This is a genomic window from Stenotrophomonas rhizophila (genome assembly GCF_003751305.1).
In the GTDB taxonomy this organism is placed as follows: domain Bacteria; phylum Pseudomonadota; class Gammaproteobacteria; order Xanthomonadales; family Xanthomonadaceae; genus Stenotrophomonas; species Stenotrophomonas rhizophila_B.
On sequence record NZ_RJKV01000003.1, the window covers coordinates 348644 to 372952 of the forward strand.

Annotated in this window: 20 protein-coding genes; 8 read left to right on the forward strand and 12 right to left on the reverse strand. The window is 66.9% G+C overall.

Annotated elements, in window-relative coordinates:
• Positions 1–39: 39 nt before the first annotated feature.
• Positions 40–972 (forward strand): MBL fold metallo-hydrolase, encoded by a 933-nt coding sequence (locus EDF74_RS16635; RefSeq protein WP_123731143.1) that lies wholly within the window; start codon positions 40–42, stop codon positions 970–972.
• Positions 973–1043: 71 nt separating this feature from the next.
• Positions 1044–2696 (forward strand): M28 family metallopeptidase, encoded by a 1653-nt coding sequence (locus tag EDF74_RS16640; protein ID WP_123731144.1) that lies wholly within the window; start codon positions 1044–1046, stop codon positions 2694–2696.
• A 171-nt stretch (positions 2697–2867) separates the two neighbouring features.
• Here the strand turns inward: EDF74_RS16640 and EDF74_RS16645 are convergent, their stop codons facing one another.
• The gene (locus EDF74_RS16645; RefSeq protein ID WP_123731145.1) at positions 2868–4202 is read right to left on the reverse strand and encodes an MFS transporter; all 1335 of its coding nucleotides are present in this window, start codon (positions 4200–4202) and stop codon (positions 2868–2870) included.
• Between the two features lie 178 nt (positions 4203–4380).
• Between EDF74_RS16645 and yedA the strand changes: the two genes are divergently transcribed.
• Together yedA and rarD are read left to right on the forward strand one after the other, a co-directional pair.
• Positions 4381–5283, forward strand: coding sequence for a drug/metabolite exporter YedA (gene yedA / locus EDF74_RS16650; protein ID WP_123731146.1), 903 nt, complete (start codon positions 4381–4383; stop codon positions 5281–5283).
• Positions 5280–6200, forward strand: coding sequence for an EamA family transporter RarD (gene rarD, locus EDF74_RS16655; protein WP_123731147.1), 921 nt, complete (start codon positions 5280–5282; stop codon positions 6198–6200). Before yedA ends, rarD begins: the two co-directional genes overlap by 4 nt.
• 810 nt (positions 6201–7010) lie before the next feature.
• Here the strand turns inward: rarD and EDF74_RS16660 are convergent.
• From EDF74_RS16660 to EDF74_RS16680, 5 genes are all read right to left on the reverse strand, one after another.
• A complete protein-coding gene (locus tag EDF74_RS16660) occupies positions 7011–9833 on the reverse strand; it encodes a TonB-dependent receptor plug domain-containing protein (protein WP_123731148.1) in 2823 nt (940 codons plus the stop codon).
• 442 nt (positions 9834–10275) lie between these two features.
• On the reverse strand, positions 10276–11586 hold the full coding sequence (locus EDF74_RS16665; RefSeq protein ID WP_123731213.1) for an ABC transporter permease: 1311 nt from the start codon (positions 11584–11586) through the stop codon (positions 10276–10278).
• Positions 11587–11596: 10 nt separating this feature from the next.
• The gene (locus EDF74_RS16670) at positions 11597–12757 is read right to left on the reverse strand and encodes an ABC transporter permease (RefSeq protein WP_123731149.1); all 1161 of its coding nucleotides are present in this window, start codon (positions 12755–12757) and stop codon (positions 11597–11599) included.
• Between the two features lie 14 nt (positions 12758–12771).
• Positions 12772–13461 carry an ABC transporter ATP-binding protein gene (locus EDF74_RS16675; RefSeq protein ID WP_102788867.1) on the reverse strand — a complete coding sequence of 230 codons (690 nt, stop codon included), beginning with the start codon at positions 13459–13461 and terminating at the stop codon, positions 12772–12774.
• 167 nt (positions 13462–13628) lie between these two features.
• The gene (locus EDF74_RS16680; RefSeq protein ID WP_123731150.1) at positions 13629–14864 is read right to left on the reverse strand and encodes an efflux RND transporter periplasmic adaptor subunit; all 1236 of its coding nucleotides are present in this window, start codon (positions 14862–14864) and stop codon (positions 13629–13631) included.
• 206 nt (positions 14865–15070) lie between these two features.
• On the opposite strand from EDF74_RS16680, the gene EDF74_RS16685 reads away from it, so the two are divergent.
• Genes EDF74_RS16685 through EDF74_RS16700 form a run of 4 tightly spaced genes read left to right on the forward strand, consistent with a single transcriptional unit; the run spans position 15071 to position 18578 of the window.
• Positions 15071–15970: an ABC transporter ATP-binding protein gene (locus tag EDF74_RS16685; RefSeq protein WP_123731151.1), complete on the forward strand. Its 900-nt coding sequence runs from the start codon at positions 15071–15073 to the stop codon at positions 15968–15970.
• Positions 15967–16737, forward strand: a complete 771-nt coding sequence (locus tag EDF74_RS16690) for an ABC transporter permease (RefSeq protein ID WP_123731152.1) — start codon at positions 15967–15969, stop codon at positions 16735–16737. The genes EDF74_RS16685 and EDF74_RS16690 overlap by 4 nt, the downstream gene beginning before the upstream one ends.
• A gap of 6 nt (positions 16738–16743) precedes the next feature.
• The gene (locus EDF74_RS16695; RefSeq protein WP_123731153.1) at positions 16744–17979 is read left to right on the forward strand and encodes a sensor histidine kinase; all 1236 of its coding nucleotides are present in this window, start codon (positions 16744–16746) and stop codon (positions 17977–17979) included.
• Positions 17976–18578, forward strand: a complete 603-nt coding sequence (locus EDF74_RS16700) for a response regulator transcription factor (protein ID WP_123731154.1) — start codon at positions 17976–17978, stop codon at positions 18576–18578. Before EDF74_RS16695 ends, EDF74_RS16700 begins: the two co-directional genes overlap by 4 nt.
• A 37-nt stretch (positions 18579–18615) precedes the next feature.
• On the opposite strand, the gene EDF74_RS16705 is transcribed toward EDF74_RS16700, so the two are convergent.
• The 6 genes from EDF74_RS16705 to EDF74_RS16730 form a co-directional block, all read right to left on the reverse strand.
• The gene (locus EDF74_RS16705; protein ID WP_123731155.1) at positions 18616–19176 is read right to left on the reverse strand and encodes a cytochrome b; all 561 of its coding nucleotides are present in this window, start codon (positions 19174–19176) and stop codon (positions 18616–18618) included.
• Positions 19173–20285, reverse strand: a complete 1113-nt coding sequence (locus EDF74_RS16710; protein ID WP_123731156.1) for a catalase family peroxidase — start codon at positions 20283–20285, stop codon at positions 19173–19175. The genes EDF74_RS16705 and EDF74_RS16710 overlap by 4 nt, the downstream gene beginning before the upstream one ends.
• A gap of 168 nt (positions 20286–20453) precedes the next feature.
• Complete coding sequence (locus EDF74_RS16715; RefSeq protein ID WP_123731157.1) at positions 20454–21821, reverse strand: leucyl aminopeptidase family protein; 1368 nt, start codon at positions 21819–21821, stop codon at positions 20454–20456.
• 28 nt (positions 21822–21849) lie between these two features.
• A complete protein-coding gene (locus EDF74_RS16720) occupies positions 21850–22560 on the reverse strand; it encodes an HAD family hydrolase (RefSeq protein WP_123731158.1) in 711 nt (236 codons plus the stop codon).
• 64 nt (positions 22561–22624) lie between these two features.
• The gene (locus EDF74_RS16725; RefSeq protein WP_123731159.1) at positions 22625–23101 is read right to left on the reverse strand and encodes a hypothetical protein; all 477 of its coding nucleotides are present in this window, start codon (positions 23099–23101) and stop codon (positions 22625–22627) included.
• Between the two features lie 87 nt (positions 23102–23188).
• Positions 23189–24280 (reverse strand): AI-2E family transporter, encoded by a 1092-nt coding sequence (locus tag EDF74_RS16730; RefSeq protein WP_123731160.1) that lies wholly within the window; start codon positions 24278–24280, stop codon positions 23189–23191.
• Positions 24281–24309: the final 29 nt, after the last annotated feature.

A 24309-nucleotide genomic window follows, 5' to 3' on the forward strand; every position in this document is an offset into this window, starting at 1 on the left:
CGACGTAAGATGGGAGCGTTTCGCGCCAGGGAGGTGGTGATGCACGTCGACCCCAGCATTCATACGATCGACACCGCGTTCCAGCGCGATGATTTCGACGCCGCCTACCTGATCGTCGAGAACGGTCGGGCGGCTTTCATCGATTGCGGTACCGGCCTGGCCGTCCCGGCGATGCTCGCCGCGTTGACGCGCGCCGGCTGCACGCCCGAACAGGTCGAGTGGCTGATCCTGACCCATGTGCATCTGGATCATGCCGGCGGTGCCGGCCTGCTGATGCAGCAACTGCCCAACGCCACGCTGGTGGTGCATCCGCGCGGCGCGCCGCACATGGTCGATCCGACCCGCCTGATCGCCGGTGCGACCGAGGTCTATGGTGAGGCGGAAATCGCGCGCAGCTATGGGCCGATCCTGGCGGTGGCTGCCGACCGGGTGGTGATCGCCGAGGATGGCCATACCGTGGATCTGGCCGGCCGCCTGCTGCTGTGCGTGGATACGCCCGGGCACGCGCGTCATCACCTGTGCGTGTGGGATGCGCGCAGCCGCAGCTGGTTCACCGGCGATACCTTCGGGCTGTCCTACCGCGAGCTGGACAGCGCGCAGGGGGCCTTCATCGTGCCGACGTCATCGCCGGTGCAGTTCGATCCCGAGCCGCTGAAACAGTCGATCGCGAAGATGCTGGCCTACGATCCACAGGCCATGTACCTGACCCACTACGGGCGCGTGGCACCGCCGCGGAAGCTGGCTGACGATCTCGTCGAGCAGATCGATGCGATGGTCGAGATCGGCCGCCAATGCGACGGTCGGCCGGATCGGCATCGCTGCCTGGTCGCCGCGCTGACGGCGTTGTACCTGGAGCGCGCACAGGCCCACGGCTGCCCGTTGGACGACGAAGCGGTGACCCGGGTGCTGGCGATGGACATCGAACTCAACGCGCAGGGCCTGGCGTGCTGGCTGGATCGCGATCGGCGCTAGTGCACGGTCACGAGGGTGTCACGTTACACTCCGGTGTCCCGTTTTCTGTCCTGGTGTCTGCCGTGAATCCGATGCGCATGCTGCTGCTGTCGTCCTGCCTGTTCGTGGGCGGCCTGGCCCACGCCGCCAATGACCTGCCCGGTGGCGGCATTGATCCGCAGGCTCTGTCGCGGCACGTACGCATCCTGGCCTCGGACGAGTTCGAAGGCCGCGCCCCGGCCACGCCCGGCGAAGAGCGCACGGTCCAGTACCTGATCGAAGAATTCAAGACGTACGGCCTGCAGCCCGGCGGCGTCGACGGCGGCTGGGTGCAGCCGGTGCCGATGGTGCGCGCGCAGGTCGATGGCCCGGTACGTGCGCAGCTGCGCCAGAAGGGCAAGCAGCGCGCCCTGGTCAATGGCGAGGATGTCACGCTGCAGAGCCTGCGTCCGCAGGATGCGGTGGCGATCAAGAACGCCCCGCTGGTGTTCGTGGGCTACGGCATCGACGCGCCCGAACGCCACTGGAACGATTACAAGGACGTCGATCTGCACGGCAAGATCGCCGTGGTGCTGATCAACGACGCCGATTTCGAGGCCGACCAGCCGGGCGCGTTCGATGGCAAGGCGGTGACCTACTACGGCCGCTGGACGTACAAATTCGAAGAAGCCGCGCGCCGTGGTGCGCAGGGCGTGCTGATCGTTCATGAAACCGCGCCGGCCGCATACGGCTGGGCCACGGTGAAGAGCTCGGGCACCTCGCCGCTGTTCGATATCGAACGCACCCGCGAGCAGGCGCTGGCCCAGCACGTGCCGGTGCGTGGCTGGATGCAGCGCAGCCTGGCCGAGCAGCTGTTCCGCGATGCGGGCCTGGATTTCGAGGCCGAGAAGCGCCGCGCGATGACGCCGGCCTTCAAGCCGGTGGCCCTGGGCGATGCGCAGCTCTCGGTGGACTTCAAGCTCAAGCGCGAGCAGGTGATCACCCGCAACGTGGTGGCCAAGCTGCCGGGCGGCGCGCACGCTGATGAAGCGGTGATCTTCTCCGCGCATTGGGATGCCTTCGGTATCGGCCAGCCCGATGCCAAGGGTGACCGCATCCGTCGCGGTGCGATCGACAACGCCACCGGCGTGGCCACTGTGCTCGAGCTGGGCCGTGTCTTCGCTGCCGGCCCGCAGCCGCAGCGCACCCTGTACTTCGTGGCGCTGACCGCCGAAGAGAAGGGCCTGCTCGGCGCCAGCTATTACGCCGCGCACCCGCTTGCCCCGCTGGACAAGACTGCTGCCGTGTTGAACATCGAGATGTTCAGCCCGGACGGCCCGACCCGCGACATTGCCTCGTGGGGCAAGGGCCGGGTCTCGCTGGAAGGGGACCTGGAGCGCGTCGCCAAGGCACGTGGCCGCACCTACTCGCCGGATCCGAATCTGGAAGCAGGCTTCTTCTACCGCGCCGACCACTTCGCCTTTGCCCGCCTCGGCGTGCCGGCGATCACCATCGGCCCGGGGCTGGACATGCGTGAGGGCGGAATCGAGAAGGGCCGTGAACTGCGGGATGCCTACTTCGCCGCCTGCTACCACCAGGCCTGCGATGCCTGGACCCCGAGCTGGGATCCGAGTGGCCACGCCGCCGATACGCTGCTGGTCTACGACCTGGGCGCAGAGCTGGCCAACAGCCGTCGCTGGCCTCAGTGGGAAGAAGGCTCCGAGTTCCGCGCCGAGCGCGAGAAGAGCGAATCGGCCCGCCGCTGAGGCAGGCCATCGGCGGCGCTCCGCGCCGCCAGCAGGGCCATCGCCCAAAACAATGCAGCGCCCACAGGGGCGCTGATTGCATGAGCAGCGGTGCTGGCCTGGGCGAACGCCGGGACCAGCATCGCGAGCATTCCCCCGCCCCGCGCGAGCGCGGGGCGGGCGGGGCAGCGCTTACTTGCGGGTGCCATCGAGCCAGTTCGGGCCCTTGTTGGTCAGGAAGAACATGTAGACCACCAGCGACACCGCGATGATCGCCGTGACGTACACGGCGAACAGGTTCACCTGGCCGGTCTTCAGCGCGCCCTGGTACAGCAGCGGCGCGGTACCACCGAACAGCGAGTTGGCCATCGCATAGCCGAAGCCCACGCCCAGTGCACGCACATGGGTCGGGAACAGCTCGGCTTTGACGACCGCGTTGATCGAGGTGTAGCCGGTCAGGATCACGAAGCCGATGCCCAGCACCAGGAAGGCCATGAACGGATCATGCTGGTTGGGCAGCTCGGTGATCAGGTACCAGCTGTACAGCACGCCGCCGATCCCGAAGAACACCAGCAGGCTCTTGCGCCCGACCATGTCCGACAGCCAGCCGCCGATCGGCTGCAGCACCATCAGGAAGGTCAGCACGCCGAGGTTGATGAGCGTGCCGGTCATGACGTCATTGCCCGCGAACGCACTCTGGATCATCTTCGGCCCATTGACCGAGTAGGTGTAGAACGCGACGGTGCCGCCGGCGGTGATCAGGAAGCACAGCAGCAGCGGACGCCACTGGTTGACGAACAGCTCACGCATCGAGCCGGAGGCTTTGGCGCGGCCATCGCGTGCGGCTTCGATGGAATCGGACTGCAGCGATTCGTCCATGGTCCGGCGCAGCCAGAACACCACGATCGCACCGATGCCGCCGATGCCGAACGCCACGCGCCAGCCCCACGCGGAAATCTCCGGCTTGTCCCAGAAGGTCAGCATGCACAGCAGAGTCAGCTGTGCGAGCACATGGCCACCGACCAGGGTGACGTAATGGAACGAGGACAGGAAGCCGCGGCGCCCGGGAATGGCGGCCTCGGACATGTACGTCGCACTGGTGCCGTACTCGCCGCCGGTGGCGAAGCCCTGCAGCAGGCGCGCGAACAGCAGGATCACCGCCGCCCAGATGCCGATCTGCGACGCGGTCGGGGTGATCGCGATCAGGAACGAACAGGCGGCCATCATCGTGACCGACACCGTCAGGGCCAGGCGGCGGCCGTAGCGGTCGGCGAAGCGGCCGAAGTACCAGGCACCGATCGGGCGCATCAGGAAGGTGGCGGCGAAGATCGCCCACACGTACATGGTGGAGTTCTTGTCGGCGGCCGAGAAGAACTGGGATTCGAAGTAGACCGCGAAGACCGAGTAGACGTAGACGTCATACCACTCGACCAGATTGCCGGCCGAGCCTTTGAGGGTATTGGAGATGGAACGCCGCAGGGCGGCCCGGTCGGAAGGTGCCGCGGTGGCGGGGACGGATGTACTCATACAGGGTAGGGGGTCCTGGCGGGGAAGCGTTGATTGCACTTGTTACCTTACCGCACGTCAAAAACGGGTGCGTGTCAGGCATCACGATGCGGCCTGATGAAAACAGCGTGCCACCTCAACGCGTGCCGCGCCATCGGCAACGGCCTAGAATTCGGGTTCCCCCGTACCGTGGTGGCCCATGGCCGTCCTACCGCACTCTCCGTCGGCCGCTCCCCGCAGCGGCCTGGTCGTCCTGGCGCTGCTGCTGGTGTATGTGGTCTGGGGGTCCACCTATCTCGGGATCCGGCTGGCGCTGGAAGGCGGCGCACTGCCGCTGACGATGGTCTCCGGGGGCCGCTTCATCATCGCCGGCTCACTGATGTACGCCGTCCTGCGCTGGCGCGGCTCGCCTGCCCCGACCAGGCGCCAGTGGCGCAACCTGGCGATCATGGGCCTGACCATGCTGGTGCTGGGCAACGGCATGGTGGTGCTGGCCGAACGCACGGTGTCTTCCGGCCTGGCCGCCACGGCCGTGGCATCGGTGCCGTTGTGGATGGCGCTGTTTGGCGCGATGCGCGGACAGAACGCCAGCCGCGGTGAATGGCTGGGCATCGCGATCGGCTTCCTCGGCGTGGTCTGGCTGAACGCCGGCAGCAGCCTGACCGCCTCGCCGCAGGGCCTGATCCTGCTGCTGATCGCCCCGATCGGTTGGGCCTTCGGCTCGATCTGGGCGCGCGGCCTGGACCTGCCAAGCCCGTTCATGACCGCCGCCGGGCAGATGCTCTGCGGTGGCGTGATGCTGGTCGTGCTCGGCCTGCTCAGCGGCGAACGCCCGACCACCTGGCCCAGCATGAATGGGCTGCTGGCGGTGGCCTACCTGTGCGTGTTCGGCTCGATCGTCGCCTTCACTGCCTACGTATGGCTGCTGCACAACGTGCGCCCGGCGTTGGTGGCCAGCTATGCGTACGTCAATCCGGTGATCGCGGTGATCCTGGGCGTGATCATCGGCAACGAGCATTTCGGCGGCCGTGACTTTCTGGCCATGGCCGTGATCCTCGCCGGCGTGGTGGTGCTGACCCTGGCCCGGACGCGCGCGAAGTGAGCGTGCCTGCCCAACACAGCCTGCAGGAACAACGCCGCGGCTTCGCGATCACCGCCTTCACCTTCACCCTGTGGGGCCTGGTACCGGTCTACTGGCACCTGCTCAAGGCCGTGCCGTCGCAGCAGATCATCGCCCACCGCATCATCTGGAGCACGGTGCTGGTGGTGGCCTGGCTGCTGCTGAGCAATGGCCTGGGCTGGTGGAAGGCCATCGCCGCGCAGCCGCGCGCGCTGCCGACGCTGGCGCTGAGCAGCGTGGCGATCGCGTTCAACTGGGGCCTGTACATCTGGGCGATCAACGCCGGGCATGTGATCGAGACGAGCCTCGGCTATTTCATCAATCCGCTGGTCAGCGTGGTGCTCGGCGTGGTGGTGCTCAAAGAGCGCCTGCGCCGCCTGCAGTGGCTCGCGGTGGGCTGCGCGGCGCTCGGTGTGGCATGGCTGACCCTAGATGCGGGAACGCCGCCCTGGATCGCGCTGGGGCTGGCCTGCTCGTTCGGCCTGTACGGGCTGCTGCGCAAGATGATTTCGGTGGACCCGGTGGCGGGGCTCGGGATGGAGAGTCTCTATCTTTTCCTGCCGGCGATCGGGTTCGCGCTGTGGAGCGAGAACGGGCACGGCGGCGGGTTCTTCAGTGGTTGGGGCTGGCGCACCGATGCGTTGTTGATCTTCGGTGGTGCGGTGACGGCATTGCCGTTGATCGGGTTTGCGTACGGGGTGAAGCGGATTCCGTTGTCGCTGGTCGGGATTCTGCAGTACATCGCGCCGAGTATCGGGTTGTTGTTGGGCGTGTTCTTTTTCCGCGAGCCATTCGATACGGCCAAGGCGGTGGGCTTCGCGGCGATCTGGACGGGGCTGCTGCTGTTCATCGGCGACGGTGTGTGGCGGTCGCGGGCGGGTGGTGCGTTGAAGCGCTGAAGGCTGAAACTGAAAGCCTGAAAGCCTGAGCCCTGGTTTGCCGGGGTGCGTGGCCAGGCGGGGTGTGGGTGGGTGCGCGGGACCCGCCGTGAACCCATCCATGGGGGACCATATGCCGCCATCCATGGCGGCATATGGTCCCGCGCACCCACCCACACCCCGCCTCCGACAGTGGGCTGGTGGCCAAAGTCAAAGCGACAGGCGGCTCGGTACTTCGGCGCCATTGCTGCAGCGCCGAGCGTATTGATCTGGTGGAAGCGACGCCCGTCGAAGCGTAGCGAAGACATAGCGCAGCCAAGACAGAGGGCGGCCAGGATAGAGCGCAGCCACGACAGAGCGTAGCCAAGCAGGTGGAGCGGAGTCTGTGAGGCAGAGCAAAGCAACCCTGAGCCCATCAAGCTGGGCGGATCAACGCTGAGCAGATGAAAGCCGCGCAGATCAAAAGCCGAGCAGATCAAAAGCCGCAGCCGCGGTGCTGCTGTTCCATTGCGCACCAGCCCACTGTCAAAGGGTGGGCACGGGTGGGTTGGCGGGACCGTATGCCGCCATGGATGGCGGCATACGAGCTTACATGGACGTACTTGCAGCGGGTCCCGCGAACCCACCCGTGCCCGCCCCAACCAGCGCGACCGCAGCCCTACGCGCTTTTGCGCTTTTGCGCTGTTGCTCTGCTGTTGCGTCTCAACTCACACCTCCTGCAGTCTCGCGAGATCAAAAAAAAGACGGCGCCCGAAGGCGCCGTCTCACTTCCACTCAGCGGCTTGGAGAGAGTAAGCCGCGGATCAGAAAAGGGTGATCAGGCGAACCCGATCAGAAACGCTGCTGGTACTTCATGTACATATAGCGGCCGATATCGAACCCACCGTAGTACGTGAAGCTGCTGTTCGGCTGGCTGTACATGATCGGACCCTGATGGTCGAACACATTGTTCACGCCCATCGACACCGTTCCATTCCACGGCAGCACATAACGCACCTGGATATCGTGGAACGTGTTCGAACCCACCTTGTTGATGCCCTGGCGGCCCGTGTACGCCGAACTGAAGCCCGGATTGCTGCACTCCGTCGTGTACGCACAGTTCTCCTTCATGCTGGAGTAGTAACGCGCCGTCCAGCCCAGACCGAAGTTGCCGAACTGATAGTCCAGATTGAGGTTCGAACGCACGCGGAAGTTGCCTTCCCAGCCCGTGTACTGACGCACCGGCGTGGTGTCGACGTTGTCGTTCTTGCGCTCCAGGTAATCCACGTACGTGGTGTTCCAGGAGACCGCGAACTTGCCGATCGCCAGCTCCGGCAGACGGTAACGCACGGAGAGATCGTAGCCGGCCGTTTCCTGGTAGCCCGCGTTCAACAGCGTGCGGTCCAGACCGTTGACCTGACCGATCGTGCGGCCCGAACGGGCGCGCGTGAAGCGGTCGCACGCAGCGTCCACACCCAGCACGTAGCACTGGTTGAGCATGTCCGTGGCCGACTCACCGACGATCACGTCGTTGATGCGGATCTTCCACCAGTCCAGGCTCAGGTCCAGGCCCGAGACGAACTCCGGGCTGTAGACCACGCCCACGGTCCAGGTCTTCGCGGTTTCCGGCTTCAGTTCCGGGTTGGAGCCCGAGCTGAAGTCCGTGCCACCCTGCTGGCCCGGTACCGTCGCGGCGGTGCCGTCAGCGGCGAGCTGGCGGAAGTTGGCCGGGACGCCGTTGGCCAGGCAGCGTGCCAGGACCTGCGGGTTGTTGGCGGCCGCACCGAAGCTGGTGTCGCACGGATCGGTGTACGAATCGCGCGTGCTGGTGGTGCCGCCGTACAGATCTTCCACGGTCGGTGCACGGAAGCCGGTACCGTAGGTGGCCCGCACCAGCAGGCTGTCGATCGGCTTCCACTTCAGGCCGAACTTGGTGTTCGTGGTCGAGCCGAAGTTGTTGTAGTCCGAATAGCGACCGGCCATGTCCAGCGACAGTTCACGCGCGAAGGCCATGTCGGCCAGCAGCGGGACCTGCAGTTCCAGGTAGACCTCGTTGAGCGAGTAATCGCCCTGGGTCGGCTGGCCGGTGGTGCCGGCGATCTGGCCGTTGCGGACCATCAGGTCCGGCGAGTAGCTGGCTTCTTCGCTGCGGTGTTCGACACCCAGTGCGCCCAGGATGTCACCGGCCGGCAGGCTGAACAGCGAGCCGGAGATGTTCGCGCTGGCCACCTTGGTGGTGCTCTGCATCGTGTCGGTGAAGCGGGTGAACAGGAAGTCCTGCACGTCCTGGTTGCTCAGCGAGCCCGGGCCGGTGTAGCCCATCGGGGCCAGCGGGTTCCACGGGGTGCAGCCGGCGATCACGTTGCCAACGCTGCCGCAATGGGCGACGTTGTTGGCATCCAGGAACGACGGGCCAACCGACTGGTTCACGTTCGGCTGGTACATGCTGCCCGTGCCGATGCGCTCGCCTTCATTGCGGTTGTACATGTAGCTGACGTTCCAGTCCCAGTACCGCGAACCGGTCTCGAAGCTGCCTTCCAGGCCCAGGCTGGCGCGCTTGGTGGTCAGGTTGTTCTCGGTGCCGCGCGGCAGCTCTTCGGTGCGATGCGCGAAAGCAACGTCACGACCGAACGGATTGAACGCGCTGTCCTTGGACAGCAGCGCACGCGAACCGGTGCTCTGGTACGGGTAGCCGGCCAGCTGCTTGCTGGACTCGCGCTCGCTGTACAGCGCATCGGCGACCAGACGCAGGTTGTCAGTAATCGAGAAGCCACCGTTGGCGAACACCGACTTGCGCTGCAGACCGGTGAGCAGGCTCATGTTGGTCTTGGTGTTGGCGTCGTTGGCCTTGTCCGCCGGCTTGAAATTGCCCAGCTGGGTCGGATCGCCGCCCGGGCCCACGCTGAGGTTGCTGCCGTTGACGGTCGCATAGCCCCACGGGGTGACGCCGCTCAGGCCGTCGCCGGTGTGGCGCGGGCCGTTCGGGTACGCGGTGAAGGCACGCGTGCCGCCCAGGACCGGATCTTCGTCGGTGTACTCGCCACCCACGGTGACCCAGCCACGGTCGAAGGTTTTGCCGAAGGTCGCGCTGTAGGCGGTCTTCTGGCCGTCGCCCTCGCTGTACTGGCCGACGTAGGCACTGACTTCGGCACCGTCGAAGTTCTTGCGGGTAATGATGTTGACCACGCCGGCGATGGCGTCCGAGCCGTACAGGGCCGAAGCACCGTCGGTCAGCACTTCCACGCGCTCGACGATCGAGGACGGGATCGAGGCCAGATCGGAGTAGCCGCCGGCGCTGACGCCCATGCGGCGGCCATCGATCAGCACCAGGCTGCGTTCCGGGCCCAGGTTGCGCAGGCTCACGTACATGCCACCGAAGTCACGGCCCGATTCCAGCGAGGAAGCACGGCTCATGCTCGGCGAACCGGCGGCGGTGACGTCCTGCAGGATGTCGGCGACGTTGACGTAGCCCTTCTTCTCGATCTCGGCGCGGTTCAGCGCGACGACCGGCTGGGCCGATTCGACGCTGGCCTGGCGGATGCGCGAGCCGGTGATCTCGATGCGATCGAGGTTGGTGGTGCCGTCATCGGCACTCTGTGCAAAGGCGGGGGCACTGCAGCTGGCGACAAGCGCGATGGCGATCGCGTTGCGCAGCGGATTGGTCTTCAAATACATCCGTGCGTTTCTCTTTCTCTGTAAAAACATTCGCCCGTTCGGGCGGCGTGGGGAACAACACACCACGACGTGGGGGGCGGGAGTCTAATGACTTTTCAAATTTTTTACTTTCATTTGAAAGCGTAAAAAGCGCTGTAAATGAACGATGGCTGACAAAAACACGCATTCAGAGGAAACCTTTTTCACTTCGTCATGCTGCGCACGAAAAAACGTCGCGCTGTGTTGGGCAGAGGCACCGATAGCGGCGAGGCGCGCGGCAACTTGAGCGCCTGCGTGATCGTGTCGCAGCGTGCGTACAGCTGCGCCTTTGCGTACGCGCGCTACAACTAAACGCGCAGTGAATACTGCAGGCAAAAAAAGAACCGCACTCTTGCGAATGCGGTTCCGGAGTTGCTATTTCGCGTGCGCGACCACGCGCACGCGCGTTGTTCAAACGTATCGCTCAGGTCTCACGCAACGCCGTGGTGATAGGCAGGCGCGCCGCGCGCAGCGCCGGGAACAGCCCGCCGACCAGGCCGATGCCCAAGGCCCACTTCAAGCCCGTCCACAGCAGCTGCGGCGAGACCTGGAACTGGAACACCACCTGGCTGAAGTTGTTGCCCAGCGTGGAGACGGTGTAGTTGTTGAACACCAGCCACGCCACCAGCCCACCGAGCAGGCCGCCGAGCAGGGCCAGCAGCATTGTCTCCAGCATCACTGCGGTCACCACCGGCACGCCGCGGAAGCCGATCGCCCGCATCGTCGCGATCTCGCGCGCCCGTGTCGCCACGGCCGCATACATGGTGTTGAGCGCACCGAACACCGCGCCGATCGCCATGATCGCGCCGATCACCGTGCCCAGGATGCTGATCAGTTTGCTCAGGCCGCCGGACTGCTTGCGGTAGTAGTCGCGGGTGGTCTCCACATCCAGCTTCAGGCGCGGGTCGGCCTCCATGGCGTCCTTGAACTGTTTGAAGCCCGCCGCCCCTTCGGTGCGCACGTTGACCGACTGATACGCACTGCGGTTGTACGTGGTGGACAACGTCTGCGTGTCCGACCACAGCTCCGACTCATGCACGTCATTGGAGGCGAACACGCCCACCACCGTCCATTCCTGCTTGCCCAGCTGCAGGGTCTTGCCGATCTCCAGGCCCTCGAACTGCGCCTGCGCGCCCTTGCCGACCACGATCTCGCGCAGGCCCGGTTCGAACCTGCGGCCGGCGATGATGCGCACGTTGTTGCGCACGGCCCACGCCTGCTCGCCGACGCCGCGGAACTGCACGTTGGTATCGCTGTGGTCGCTGCGCGAGAGCAGGCTGATCACCTGCGACAGCTCGGCGGAGATCAGCGGCTTGCCGTCGCTGCCGCGGGCCACGCCGGGCAGGTTCTCGATCAGTGGGACCTGGTCGCGCATGATCACCGAGTTGGTTTCCGCCTGCGAGCCACCGCGCAGCACGATCGCCACGTCATCGCTGCCGCTGCGCTCCAGGGTGGCCTTGAAGCCATCGCCCATGGCCAGCATCGCCACCAGCACGCCGACCACGCCGGCGATGCCGACCACGATCACCGAGGAGGCACCCCAGCGCTGCGGCAGGCTGGCAATGCCGATCCGCGCGGCAGCCAGCGACAGCCGGCCACTGCGGGTAAGCACCAGCCACGCGGCCAGCAGCACGGCGATCGCCAGCACCATCCACCACGGCAGCACGATCCACACCACCAGGGCGACCAGCAGCGCCACCACGGTCAATACGTTCCACATCCAGTGCATTTTCATGGTGGTCTCCTCAGCGCCCCGCCAGTGCATCGACGATCTTCAACCGCTGCGCGCGCAATGCCGGTAGCAGACCCACCACGATCCCGATCACCGCCATCAGGCACAGCGCCACCACCCACGTCTGCGCCGGCACGCCGGGCAGGCTGATCATGCCCTGGCTGCTGGCACTGATCACCGGCATCACGATCGAGGCCAGGCCCATGCCGATCAGCCCGCCGAGCACGATCAGCAGCACCGACTCGACCATCACCAGCACCAGCACGGTGCCATCCTTGAAGCCCAGTGTCTTGAGGATCGCCAGCTCCGGGATGCGCTCGCGCACGGCCTGGGCCATGGTGTTGCCGGTCAGCAGCACTAGGGTGAAGAACACCGCGGCCATGATGCCGGTGACGATCAGGCCGATATCGGCGAACTGCTTGGCGAAGGCCTGTGAGAACGAAGCCTCGGTCTGCGACTTGGTTTCGTGATCGGAGTTCAGCGACAGCGCATCGATTGCCTGGGCCACACGCGAGGCGTGCGCGGGGTTCTCCAGCTGCACGGTGTAGAAGCTGACCTGGTTCTTGATGTAGTCGTTGGATTCATCGAAGTAGCTCCAGTGCAGCAGCAGCTGATTCTCCGCGCCGGCGTTGTTGCGGTCCTTGGCCCGGTAGATGCCGCTCAGTTCCAGCGGCCAGTCGTTGCTGCCCTTGCGCGGGAAGATCGTGGCCTGCATCGGAATGGTGTCGCCCACCTTCCAGCCGAAACGCTTGGCCAGGGCTTCACCGACCAGTGCACCGGTGCGGGTGTTCTTGAATGCCTCGGCCTGCTCGGGCGGCAGCTCGAACTCGGGGTAGAGGTCCATGTAGTTGTCCGAGACCGAGAAGCTCGGGAAGAAGTTCTTCTGGTCCTGGTAGATGCCGCCGAACCACATGGCGTAGTTGACCTTGCGCACGCCCGGGGTGGCTTCGATATCGCGCAGCAGCCGCAGAGGCAGGCTCTGGGTGATCGAGAGCTTGGAGGAGACCACCAGCCGCTTGGCGCCTTCGATGGTGTCACCGCCGGAGTTGAACGCCACCCGGACCGAATCGAGCATGCCGAACAGCAGGAAGGCCGCCACCACCGACAACAACGTCAGCAGGGTGCGGGTCTTGCTGCGGAACAGCTGTGCCCAGACCAGCGAGAAGTATTTCATCGCCGCATCCTCCGTCAGTGGGCCGCTGGCGCGTCGGCCAGTTCGCCCTTGTCCAGGTGCACCGTGTGCGTGGCGTACTCGGCGGCCTTGGGATCATGGGTAACCATGATGATGGTCTTGCCGTGTTCGCGGTTGAGCTGCTGCAGCAGCCCCAGGATCTCCTCGGCGGACTGGCGGTCCAGGTCACCGGTGGGCTCATCGCAGATCAGGAAGGTCGGGTCTGAAACGATCGCACGGGCGATCGCCACGCGCTGCTGCTGGCCACCGGAGAGTTCATTCGGGCGGTGGCTGCGACGGTCGGCCAGGCCGACCAGGGTCAGCGCGATCTCGGCGTTGCGCTTGCGCTGCGCGGCGCCCAGGTGCGTGAGCAGCAGCGGCAGCTCCACGTTCTTCTGGGCGGTCAGCATCGGCATCAGGTTGTAGAATTGGAACACGAAACCAACGTGGTGGCTGCGCCAGGTCGAGAGCTGGCCGCCGCTCATGCGGTCGATGCGCTCGCCTTCGATCTCGATCTCGCCGGCGGTGGGCGTATCCAACCCACCGATCAGATTCAGCAGGGTCGTCTTGCCCGAGCCGGACGGGCCCATCAACGCGACGAAATCGCCCGCCTGGATGTCCAGGTCGATGCCGTGCAGCACCTGCACTTTCTCGGGGCCGCGCTGGTAGGTCTTGGTGATGTTGCGGAGCGAAACCAGGGTGGACATGGGTGGTTCTCCGTGGATCGGGAAGAAAGGGCATCCGGCGCGCCCGGGCGAGGGCCGCCGGGTTTCCGCGGTGACGGGCAGCCGCCACCGTGCGCGCCGTGACGGCACGAGCGAATCGCACTTGCCGCGAGCGTGAGAGCGGCTCGCGTGACGCAGCCGGTGGCCGGTCAGGGGGTTTCGGTGACCTTGTTGCCGTCGTGCAGCTCGGCCGGTGGTGTGGTCACCACGACCTCGCCGGCGCCCAGGCCTTGGGTGACCTGGCGGTCGTTGTTGAGCGTGGTGCCCACGGTGATCGCGCGCTGTTCCACCCGCGCATCGTCCTTGACCACGAAGGCGACGGTCTTCTGCTCGCGCTCCACGATCGCCGAAGCCGGCACGCGTACGCCCTGCGGTTTGGCGGCTTCGGCGGGCTGGGCACTTTCCAGGAAGCTGACCCGCACGCCCATCTCGGGAACGATGCGCGGGTCCTTTGTCTTCAGCGCCACGCGCACTTTCACGGTGGCCTTGCCGCGGTCGGCGGTGGGGATGATCGCGATCACCTCGGCGGGAATCTTCCAGTCCGGGTAGGCATTGAGGGTGGCTTCGACCGGCATCTTCGGCTGCACGCGGCCGATGAAGGATTCGCCGACCTCGACTTCGATCTCCAGCGAATCCATGTCCACGATGGTGCCGATGCCGGTCCGGGTGAAGCCGCCGCCGGCTGACAACGGCGAGACGATCTCGCCCGGCTGCGCGGCCTTGGCGGTGACCACGCCGGAGAACGGCGCGCGCACGATGTTGTTGTCCACGCCGAGGTCGGCGATCGCCAGCGAATCGCTGGCCACGGTGGTGTTGCGCTGGGCGGTTCTGAGCTGGGCGCGGAGGTTGTCGCGCTGGGCGATGGCCAGGTCGTACTGCGAGCGCGAGACCAGCTGCTGGCCGACCAGTGCCTGCAGGCGACCGGCTTCGGCATCGGCTTGGGCGACCTGTGCCTGCAGACCGACCAGCTGGCTGCGTGCGGCCTCGAGCTGCGAGGCGGAGAGGCTGCGCTGGGCGTTGGCATCGATCGGGTCGAGCGTGGCCATCACCTGGCCCTCTTCCACGCGCATGCCTTCCTCGATCATCACCTCCCGGACCTTGCCGGTGATCTTGGCCGAGACGGTGGCCATGCGCCGGGCGACCACGTAGCCGCTGGCGTCGAGCACCGAGCTGCTGGCGCCGCCCTGCTGGATCGCCACCACGGGCGCGGTGGTCACGGCGATCGGGCGCTCGCGACCGAGCACGAGCCAGGCCAGGCCGGCCAGCACAATGAGAAGGACGATCGCCAGCGCGATCCAGCGGCCACGTCGCGAGGGCGACGGGGGCGGTGAACCGGCCTTGCGGTCGATGCGGAGTTCCTTGAGCAGTTCAGCGGATGCGTTCATCGTGAGTCTGGACGGGGAATCGGGCCGAGTGTGACCGCATCGGCGGCCGGGGGGCAAACCGGCATCGTGGCCGGGGTGGGGGAACAGCATGCCCCGCAGCTTGGCGCTGCGGCAGTGACATCTGTCACCTGCATGGGCTGACGACGGCCACTGGGGCGGCCGCGGCCAGCAGCAGAAGCTGTGGCTGTCCTCTCCGGGAGTCCGTCATGACCGAACCCACCACCTCGCCCCTGGCCAGTCTGCACGACGTCCTGGTCCACTACGGTGATGTCGCCGCCCTGCAGGGCGTGAGTTTCTCGCTGCACCGCGGTGAAGTGCTGGCCTTGCTCGGCCGTAATGGTGCCGGCAAGAGCACGGCCATTTCGCTGCTGCTGGGCCTGCGCCGGGCCGATGCGGGCCGCGTCGAACTGCTTGGCGGCGACCCGCAGGACCGGGATCGTCGCGGCGGTATCGGGGTGATGCTGCAGGCCACCGCGTTGCCACCGTTGCTGCAGGTACGGGAGCTGATCGATCTGGCGCGCACCTGCTATGTCGATCCGCGCTCGCTTGAGGACTGTCTTGCACTGGCCGGGCTGACCGATCTGGCGCGTCGCCGCTATGGCCAGCTGTCCGGCGGCCAGCAGCGCCGCGTGCAGTTCGCCATCGCGGTGTGCGGACGGCCGCAGCTGTTGTTCCTCGATGAGCCGACCACCGGCCTGGACATCCAGGCACGGCAGCAGCTCTGGCAGGCGATCCGGCAGCTGGCGGCCGAGGGTTGCGGTGTGCTGCTGACCACGCATTACCTGGAAGAAGCCGAAGCGCTGGCCCAGCGCGTGGTGATCATCGAACAGGGCCGCGTGTTGGCCGATGGTCCACTGGCGCAGTTCCGCCAGCAGTTGGCGCCGCGACGCATCCGCTGCCGCAGCACGCTGGAGGTGGAGGCGTTGAAGACCTGGCCCGGCGTGCGCGAGGTGGTCCGCGATGGACTGCGCCTGCAGCTGCTGGCCGAACCGGCCGAGCCGGTGGTCGCGCGCTTGCTGGCCGAAGATCCGCAGCTGCAGGAACTGGAAGTGCATGGCGGCGGCCTGGCCGACGCCTTCGTTGAACTGACCCGGGAGGCCGCATGAATACCGTGACTGAAACTGTATCCGCCACTCCCGCCCGCGCGCCCGCCTGGCCGATCTACCGCGCCGAGATCGCGTGCGAGCTACGCCGTGCCTGGCGCTACCCGGGTTTCGTGCTGCCTTCGCTGCTGTTCCCGGTGTTGTTCTATTCCCTGTTCGGTGTGCTGCTCGGCCGTGGCCAGGCCTCGATCTATCTGCTGGCCACCTACTGCGTGTTCGGTGCAATGGCGCCAGCGCTGTTCGGCTTCGGCGTGCAGTTGGCGCTGGACCGCGAAGGCGGCCTGCTCACGCTCAAACGTGCACTGCCGATGCCACCTACGGCACCTCTGCTCGCGCGTCTGTTGATGGCCGTCCTGTTCGCGGTGCTGGTGGCGATGCTGCTCATTGCGGTGGCGATCGGTGCCGGTGTGTCTGTCACCCCTTGGGCCGCGCTTCATCTGCTGGCGGTGGCGGCGTTCGCGGCGCTGCCGCTGGGCGCGATCGGCCTGTTGATCGGCAGCCATGTCAGCGCCAACGCGGCTCCAGCGGTGGTCAACCTGGTCTATCTGCCGTTGGCGTTGTTGTCCGGGCTGTGGCTGCCATTGTCGATGCTGCCACCGCTGTTCAGCGCCATGGCGCCGCTGTGGCCGACCTGGCATCTGGCCCAGCTGGCATTGCCGGCGGTCGGTCAGCCGGCGCAGGGCAGTGCCTGGGTGCACGTGGCCGTGCTGCTCGGCATCACCGCAGTGGCCCTTGGGCTGGCACGGCGCCGCCTGCGGCGGATCGGCTGAAGTGGCATGATCGCGCCTGTTCGTTCTGCCTTGGAATTGTCCGTGTCCTTCAGTCGGCTCGCCTCCCTGCTGCGCCCCGCGCCGGATTCGGCCGTTGCCGAGAACCTGCGGCGCGGCAGATCGCCGTGGGTGGACGCGATCCACTTGCTCTGGACGCTGTGGGTGTTCCTGACGCCGTTGTTCGGCGGTGGCTACACGTGGCGCTGGGCGGCGCTGACCCTGCTGACCTACCCGGTGTTCCTGGTCCTGTACGCCGGTGTGCTGCTCGCACCGCGTTGCCACGCACCGCGCTATGCGCTGTCGATGGTGGTGCTGGGGCTGGTGCCGCTGGCGTGGTACCCCTCGGCGGTGAGCTACTTCATTTTCGGCTGTGTCACCCTGCGCGTCTCGCGCCGCAGTGGCTACGGGCGCTATCTACTGCAGCTGGTGGGCTTGAACGCGCTGTTCGTGGTGGTGGGTCTGTTGGCCCACTATCCGTGGCAGGCGCTGATCTGGATCCCGAGCATGGCGATGATCATCAGCCTGGTGGTCAATTTCGAAACCGCGAGCCATGAACAGGATGCAGCGCTGCAGCTGTCCCAGGATGAAGTGCGCCGGCTGGCGGCGACTGCCGAACGCGAGCGCATCGGCCGCGATCTGCATGATCTGCTGGGCCATACGTTGTCCTTGATCACCTTGAAATTGGAGCTGTCGCGGAAGCTGGCCGACCGCGATCCAGCCGGCTCACGCCGCGAAGTAGACGAGGCTGAAACGATCGCGCGGCAGGCGCTGGCCGAAGTGCGCAGCGCGGTCACCGGTATCCGCGCCAGCGATCTGGCAGCCGAACTCGCGTCGGCCCGGTTGCTGCTGGAGTACCAGCATGTGCATCTGCACTACGCGCCGCCGCCGCCGATGCCGGTCGATACCGAGCGTGCGCTGTCGCTGGTGCTGCGCGAGGCGGTGACCAATATCGCCCGCCATGCACAGGCGCGGCAGGCGTGGATCACCTTCGAACAGGACGGACGCAGTCTGTTGATGCAGATCCGTGATGACGGGCGCGGCGGTGCCCATGTTGATGGCAACGGCCTGACCGGGATGCGAGAACGCGTCGCTGCACTGCGTGGCACCCTGGCGGTGCAGTCGGCAAAAGGGGAGGGTACCTGCGTGACGGTGCGGGTCACCTTGCCGGCCGCGACCACCGCCGTGGTGGCGCCGGTGAAAGCGCCGACAGCGCCGTCGCTGCCTGCCGGGGGCGCATCATGATCCGCATCGTGCTCGCCGAAGACCAAGCGATGGTGCGTGGCGCGTTGTCCGCGCTGCTCGGGCTGGAACCGGACATCGAGGTGCTGGGCAGTGCGGCCGATGGCGAGGCCGCGTGGCGGATGCTGCAGCAGCTGCAGCCCGACATCCTGGTGACCGATATCGAAATGCCCGGCCTGTCCGGGCTGGAACTGGCGCAGCGGATCGCCCGCCAGGGGCTGCCGATCAAGGTGGTGATCGTCACCACCTTCGCGCGGTCGGGCTTCCTGCGCCGTGCGTTGGATGCCGGTGTGTGCGGGTATCTGCTCAAGGATGCCCCGGCCGAACGCCTGGCCGATGCGCTGCGCCAGGTGCAGCACGGCGGCCGCGCGATCGACCCACAGCTGGCGCTGGATGCGTGGTCGCAGGCCGATCCACTCAACGACCGCGAGCGGCAGGTGCTGCGCCTGTCCGGCGACGGCCGCTCGGCCAGCGAGATCGCCACCCAGCTCGGCCTCTCGCACGGCACGGTGCGCAACTACCTGTCCGAGTGCATCGGCAAGCTGGGCGTGGCGAACCGCATCGAAGCGTATCGGCTGGCGCGGCAGAAGGGCTGGTTGTAACGCGGTCGGTGGCTACCAGGATGCCAGACAGCCTGATTTATCCGGCATCGTCGTTGCGCTCTTTCTCCGGCCCCTTCGCCATCGCCTCGAACACTCCATCGCGGCGCACCCACAGGTGGAACAGCGCGGCCGACAGGTGCATCACCACCGTGGCGAACAGCACATAGGCCAACAGGCTGTGCGCGTTGCGCAGGGCGGCATACAGCGCCGGGTTGTGCGGCAGGATCGCTGGCAGATGTACGCCGCCGCCCATCACGATCGGGTAGCCGCCAGCAGAGAGCATGCCCCAACCGACCAGCGGCATGGCCAGCATCAGCCCGTACAGCACCCAGTGCGAGGCATGCGCGGCCGCGGCCTGCCAGGCGGGCAGATCGGCCGGCAGCGGCGGCGGGCGATGCCGCAGGCGGTTGTAAAGGCGCACCAGCACCAGCAGCAGGATCGCGATGCCAAGTGGCCGATGCAGATCGATCAGCATCGGCCGCCAGTGCAGCGACGCGACCATGGTCACGCCGACGAACAGCATGGTCAGGATCATGGCCGCCATAAGCCAGTGCAGGACGCGTGCGAGGAGATTGAAATGGCCGGCATCACGGTTCATCGCGCACCTTCCTTGCCCGTGGCGGCGGGCGCTTTGCCGCTGGCGATTTCACGCTCGCGGCGATTGAACGATTGCGAATACACCGCCGAGCGTGCGGCCAGGATCGGGTCATCCGTGCCGGCCACGCCGCTGGGCAGGATCAGCGGATCGTAGTTGAGGTCGCGGCAGGCGCCGGTGGCCTGCGGCTGCATGCTGCTCAGGGTCAGCGTGCCGGCCTTCACCTGGCGGCGATCCTCCGCCCACACCTGCGAGGGATCATTGATCGGGTCGCCGTCGTTGGCGATGGTCACCCACATGTCCCAGCGCACCGGGCCCTGTGCCAGCCGCTGCGCGAACTCCTCGCTGAGGAAATCATCGTCGGACTGCGCGCGCTGCTCCGGCGTCATGTCTTCGAACGGCGCCTGCGGGCGCATGCTCCAGCGCACGAAGCGGTGGCTGCCATCGGCGGCGGTGAAGCGGAAGCTGTTGACGCCGTTGTAGGCGGTGTTGGCCCAGCTGTTCGACCACGGGGCGGTCTTGGCCCACTGCTGGAAGGCCCGCGCGGACGGGTACTTTTCCAGCACGGCGGCCATCTTCGCCGGGTCCGGTTTGCCGGTGGCCGGGTCCGGCGTGCCGGCGCGGGTCTGTTCCAGGAAGGCCTCGGCGGTGGGCACCGCGAAGAACGGGAAGCTGTTCATCGCCATGCGCCATTCCTGGCCATCGTCGCTGACCAGCTGCAGCGCCATGCTGCGCACGCGGGCCTTGTTGTCCGCACCGTGCGGGTCGCCGCCACCGATCGAGAGGCGGCCCAGTACCGGTACCTGGCGCTGGCGGAACACGCGTGCCGAACTCAGTGCCGCGCCTTCCGGCGTGCCCTGGAACACACCGCTGACGCAGACACCCTTGGTATGCGCGCGGCGGAAGCCGGGCTGCGGGGGGGCGGTCGCCTCGATGGCATCGGTGAAGGTCTGCGCGGTGACGCGGTCGCGGCCGATCCAGCCGGCCAGCCAGGCAAAGGCCAGCACCAGGCCGCCGGCGATCAGCGCGATGAGCGCGATCCACAGCAACGGTGAGGGAGGGCGTGGGCCGCCCGGTTCGCGACCAGCGCGGGTGTAGCCGAAGAGCGACATGTCCGGATTCCTGCCTTCACGATGCGTGTGGGTGGGCGACAGCGGGCATCGTCGCAGAACACGGCGCAAGCCGATATTCACATTTTCGACAACTCTCCAAAAACGACGATCCCCGCTGGGGCGGGGATCGTGTGGTTCAGCGCGTGCCGGGCAATACCCGGCCGTGCCTCAGGCGTAACGCGTCTTCAGCATCGCCCACGCCGAACGCAGCGCCAGCGCTTCGCCACCGGCTGGGCGGCCCGGGCGCTCGCCGTCGTTCCAGGCGTATACGTCCAGGTGTGCCCAGGTCTGGCCTTCCGCGATGAAGCGCTCCAGGTACAGCGCGGCGGTGACCGAGCCGGCCATGCGCGAACCGGCGTTGGCCAGATCCGCGATGTTGCTGTGCAGGTAGCGCAGGTACGGGCGCCACAGCGGCATGCGCCAGACCGGATCGCGCACCGATTCACCGGCCTGCAGCCACTGCTGGGCCAGGGTGTCATCGTTGCTGAAGAGCGCCGGCAGGTCCGGGCCGAGCGCGATGCGGGCCGCGCCGGTCAGGGTGGCGAAATCGAGGACGATCTCCGGCTGCTGCTCGCTGGCATAGGTCAGCGCATCGGCGAGGATCACGCGCCCTTCGGCGTCGGTGTTGTCGATCTCGATGCTCAGGCCCTTGCGGGTGGCGATCACTTCGCCCGGGCGGAACGCATCCGGACCGATCGCGTTTTCCACCGCCGGGATCAGCAGGGTCAGCTGCACCGGCAGCTGCTGGGCCATGATCAGCCCGGCCAGGCCGAGCGCATGCGCGGCGCCGCCCATGTCCTTCTTCATGTTGCGCATGCCATCGCCCGGCTTGATGTCCAGCCCACCGGTATCGAAGCACACGCCCTTGCCGACCAGTGCCACGTGCGGCTGGCCTGCAGTCCCCCAGCGCAGCACGATCAGGCGCGGCGCGCGATGCGAGGCGCGGCCCACCGCGTGGATGGACGGGAAGTTCTGCTCCAGCAGCGCATCGCCGGTGATCACCTCGATCTGCGCGCCATGCGCGGTGGCCAGATCGCGCGCGGCATCTTCCAGCTGCTGCGGACCCATGTCCTCGGTCGGGGTATTGACCCAGTCGCGCACGCGCAGGCTGGCGGCAATCACGTCGCGCACTTCAGCCGAGGGCGTGGCGGCCAGCTGGGCCGGCGCGCGGTTCGGTTTGCGATACCGCGCGAAGCGGTAGCTGCCCAGGCCCCAGCCGAGCTGCAGCAGGGTCTCGATCTCCGGTGCCAGTGCATCCGCCAGCGTCCAGACGGTGCCTTCCGGCAGCGCGAACGGCGCATGCGCGTAGCTGTAGACATCCCCCGGGTCACCCACGCCGACGATGGCGCCGGCCAGGCCGTGCTCGCCCGGCAGCAGGACCACGCTGCCACCGCTGCCGTTGAACCGCTGCGCATCCAGCCACGCGCCCAGCGCGTCGGACTGCTGCGCGCGCCAGCCGGCGTACTGCTCGCGGGTCATCACGTGCAGCGGCAGGGCGTTGCGCGTTTCGGAAGTGAAACCGTTGATCTGGGACATGGGACTCGAATGCTCCTTGGGCGGCGGCTTACGCGTGCTGGGCGGATGCGTTCGCATCCAGCCAGTCGGCCAGCCCGGTCAGGGTGTCGAACTGCAGATCGGGCTGCAGTGAAGGGTGGGTCCAGGTGTGTTCTTCGCGGTTGATCCAGCAGCCGCGCAGGCCGGCCTGCATCGCACCGACCACGTCCATCTCGGCGTGGTCGCCGACGTGCAGGACCTGGGCAGGCGCGACGCCGAGGCGGTCGCAGGCGGCATGGAAGATGCTGGCGGCCGGCTTGGCCGCACCGTGCTCGCGCGAGCCGAGCTGGAAGGAGAAGTGGTGTGACACGCCGATCCGCTGCAGGTCGGCATTGCCGTTGCTGAGGGCGGCGACCGGCACGCGTGCGGCGATCCGGGCCAGCGCCTCCATCGCATCCGGGTAGAACTCCACCTGGTTGCGCGCGGCGTAGAACGCCTCGTAGGCCGGCTCCAGCAGCGCCGGATCGGCGCCGCTTTTCTCCAGCGCCTCGCTCAGCGTCAACCGGCGCAGCGCGCTCAGGTCGTAGTGCAGGTGCGGGTTGTCATGGAAGGAGCGCTCGCGCAGTTCTCGCATCGCCGCCACCGGGTACATCGCGGCGGTGGCGGGGCTGTGCTGGAGCATCCACTCGTACAACACCTGGTCAATGCGGGCGCCGATGGGGGCGAACGGCCACAAGGTGTCGTCGAGGTCGAGGGTGATGGCTTGGACGGGGAAATTCACCCCGCCATTCTACGCCTGCGCGCGCGGGCTTTCATGGTGCGCGCAGGCGCCGAGATGAGGTGCTTCAGCGCAGGTCGTAGGAGCAGGCGATGGATGCCTGGCCCTCGTCCTGCCGCACGCTCAGGTCGTGGCGGCCCACTTCCAGGGTGTAGTCGCCGGCTTCGTTGCGCGGAATCTTCGCCAGCGCTGCGATCTGTTCGATACCGGCTGTGCTGAAGTAGGCGGTGTAGCTGTCGATGCTGTCCTCGCCGTTGGCACCGTCGTACAGGTGCAGGCGGTTCACTGGCTGGCCCAGCACGAGCAGCGGCGTGGTCAGCGCATACTCGCCATCGGACAGCTCGCCGTACGCCTGCAGCTCGGTCGGCTTGAGCACCTTCGCCAGCGCGGCGAACTGCGCAGGCGTCAGGTGACGTTTGCAGGTGACCGCCTCGATCAGCTGGCGGCTGGCCACCTCGGCGCTGGGCGGGGGTGCGGCCAACGTCGGGGCAGCGAGAGTGACAAGGCCGGCGAGGGCGAGGCAACGGGTAGCGAAGGAAGACATCAGGGCCGGGATCCATCCGAAAAAGGGTGCCGGTATTCTGGCAGCACCGGGGATCGCGCGGCCAGCCGTGTCCTTGTCCTGAACCGCTTATTCCAGCAGCTTGGCCCAGCCCTGGGTGCCATCCAGCCGCGCCAGCACCAGCTTGATGCAGACCAGCAGCGGCACCGCCAGCAGCAGGCCGATCATGCCCCACAGCCAGCCGAACACCATCAGCGCCAGGATCAGGATCAGCGGCGAGATCGCCATCTGCCGGCCGAGCACGATCGGTGTCACCACCTGGCCCTCGATGGTATGCAGCGCGAGATAGCAGGCTGCCGGCAGCAGTGCCTTGAAGGGATCACTGAACTCCACGAACCCCATCAGCAGCATCAGCGCCACGCCGATCAGCGGCCCCACGTAGGGCGCGAAGTTCAGCAGCGCGGCCACGGTGCCCCAGAGCAGCGCCTCCTGCAGCGAGATGCCGAGCAGCAGCAGGATGCCGGAGAACACCAGGCCGACCAGCGTGTTGATCACCGTGATGGTCAGGACATACCGCGAGACCTCGCGTTCGATCGAACGCAGGATGTCGGTGGTGAACCGTTGCTGCTGGCGGCTGGGGAACAACGCGATGGCGTGCTTCTGCAGGCTCTGCCCGTAGATCATGAAGAACAGGGTCAACAGCACCACCGCCAGTACCGAAGCAGCCAACCGCGGCGCACGGGTCAGTACCTTGTACGGATCATCCATCTGGGTGCGCACGATCTGTACCCGGCGGCTGCCTTCGCCACCGGCCACGCGCGCGAAGTTCTCGGCGGCCTGGTTGGCCTGCTGCACCGGTTTGGTCAGGTTCTGCACCTGGCGGGCGACCTTGCGCAGCTGCTGTGGTGCCTCCTGGGCCCACTCCATCGCCGGGCCCACCAGCTGCACGCCCAGTGCGGCGGCGCCGCTCAAGCCCACGCCAAGCACCAGCACCGCGCCGAGGAAACGGGGGATCCAGATCTTCTGCAGCATCCGCAGGATCGGGTTGCCGACCAGCGCGAAGAACATGGCCAGCAGGATCGGCAGCACCACATCCTGCGCCGCCCACAAGGTGAACGCGACGGCCAGCGTGGCCAGGACCACGAGCGACATCGGGGCGCGCGGACGCGGCGGGGACGGTGCGACGACGGCTTCGGCGGAAGGAGGAAGCGGAACGCTCATGCGGGTCGCACACGGGAAAGGAGCGTCAT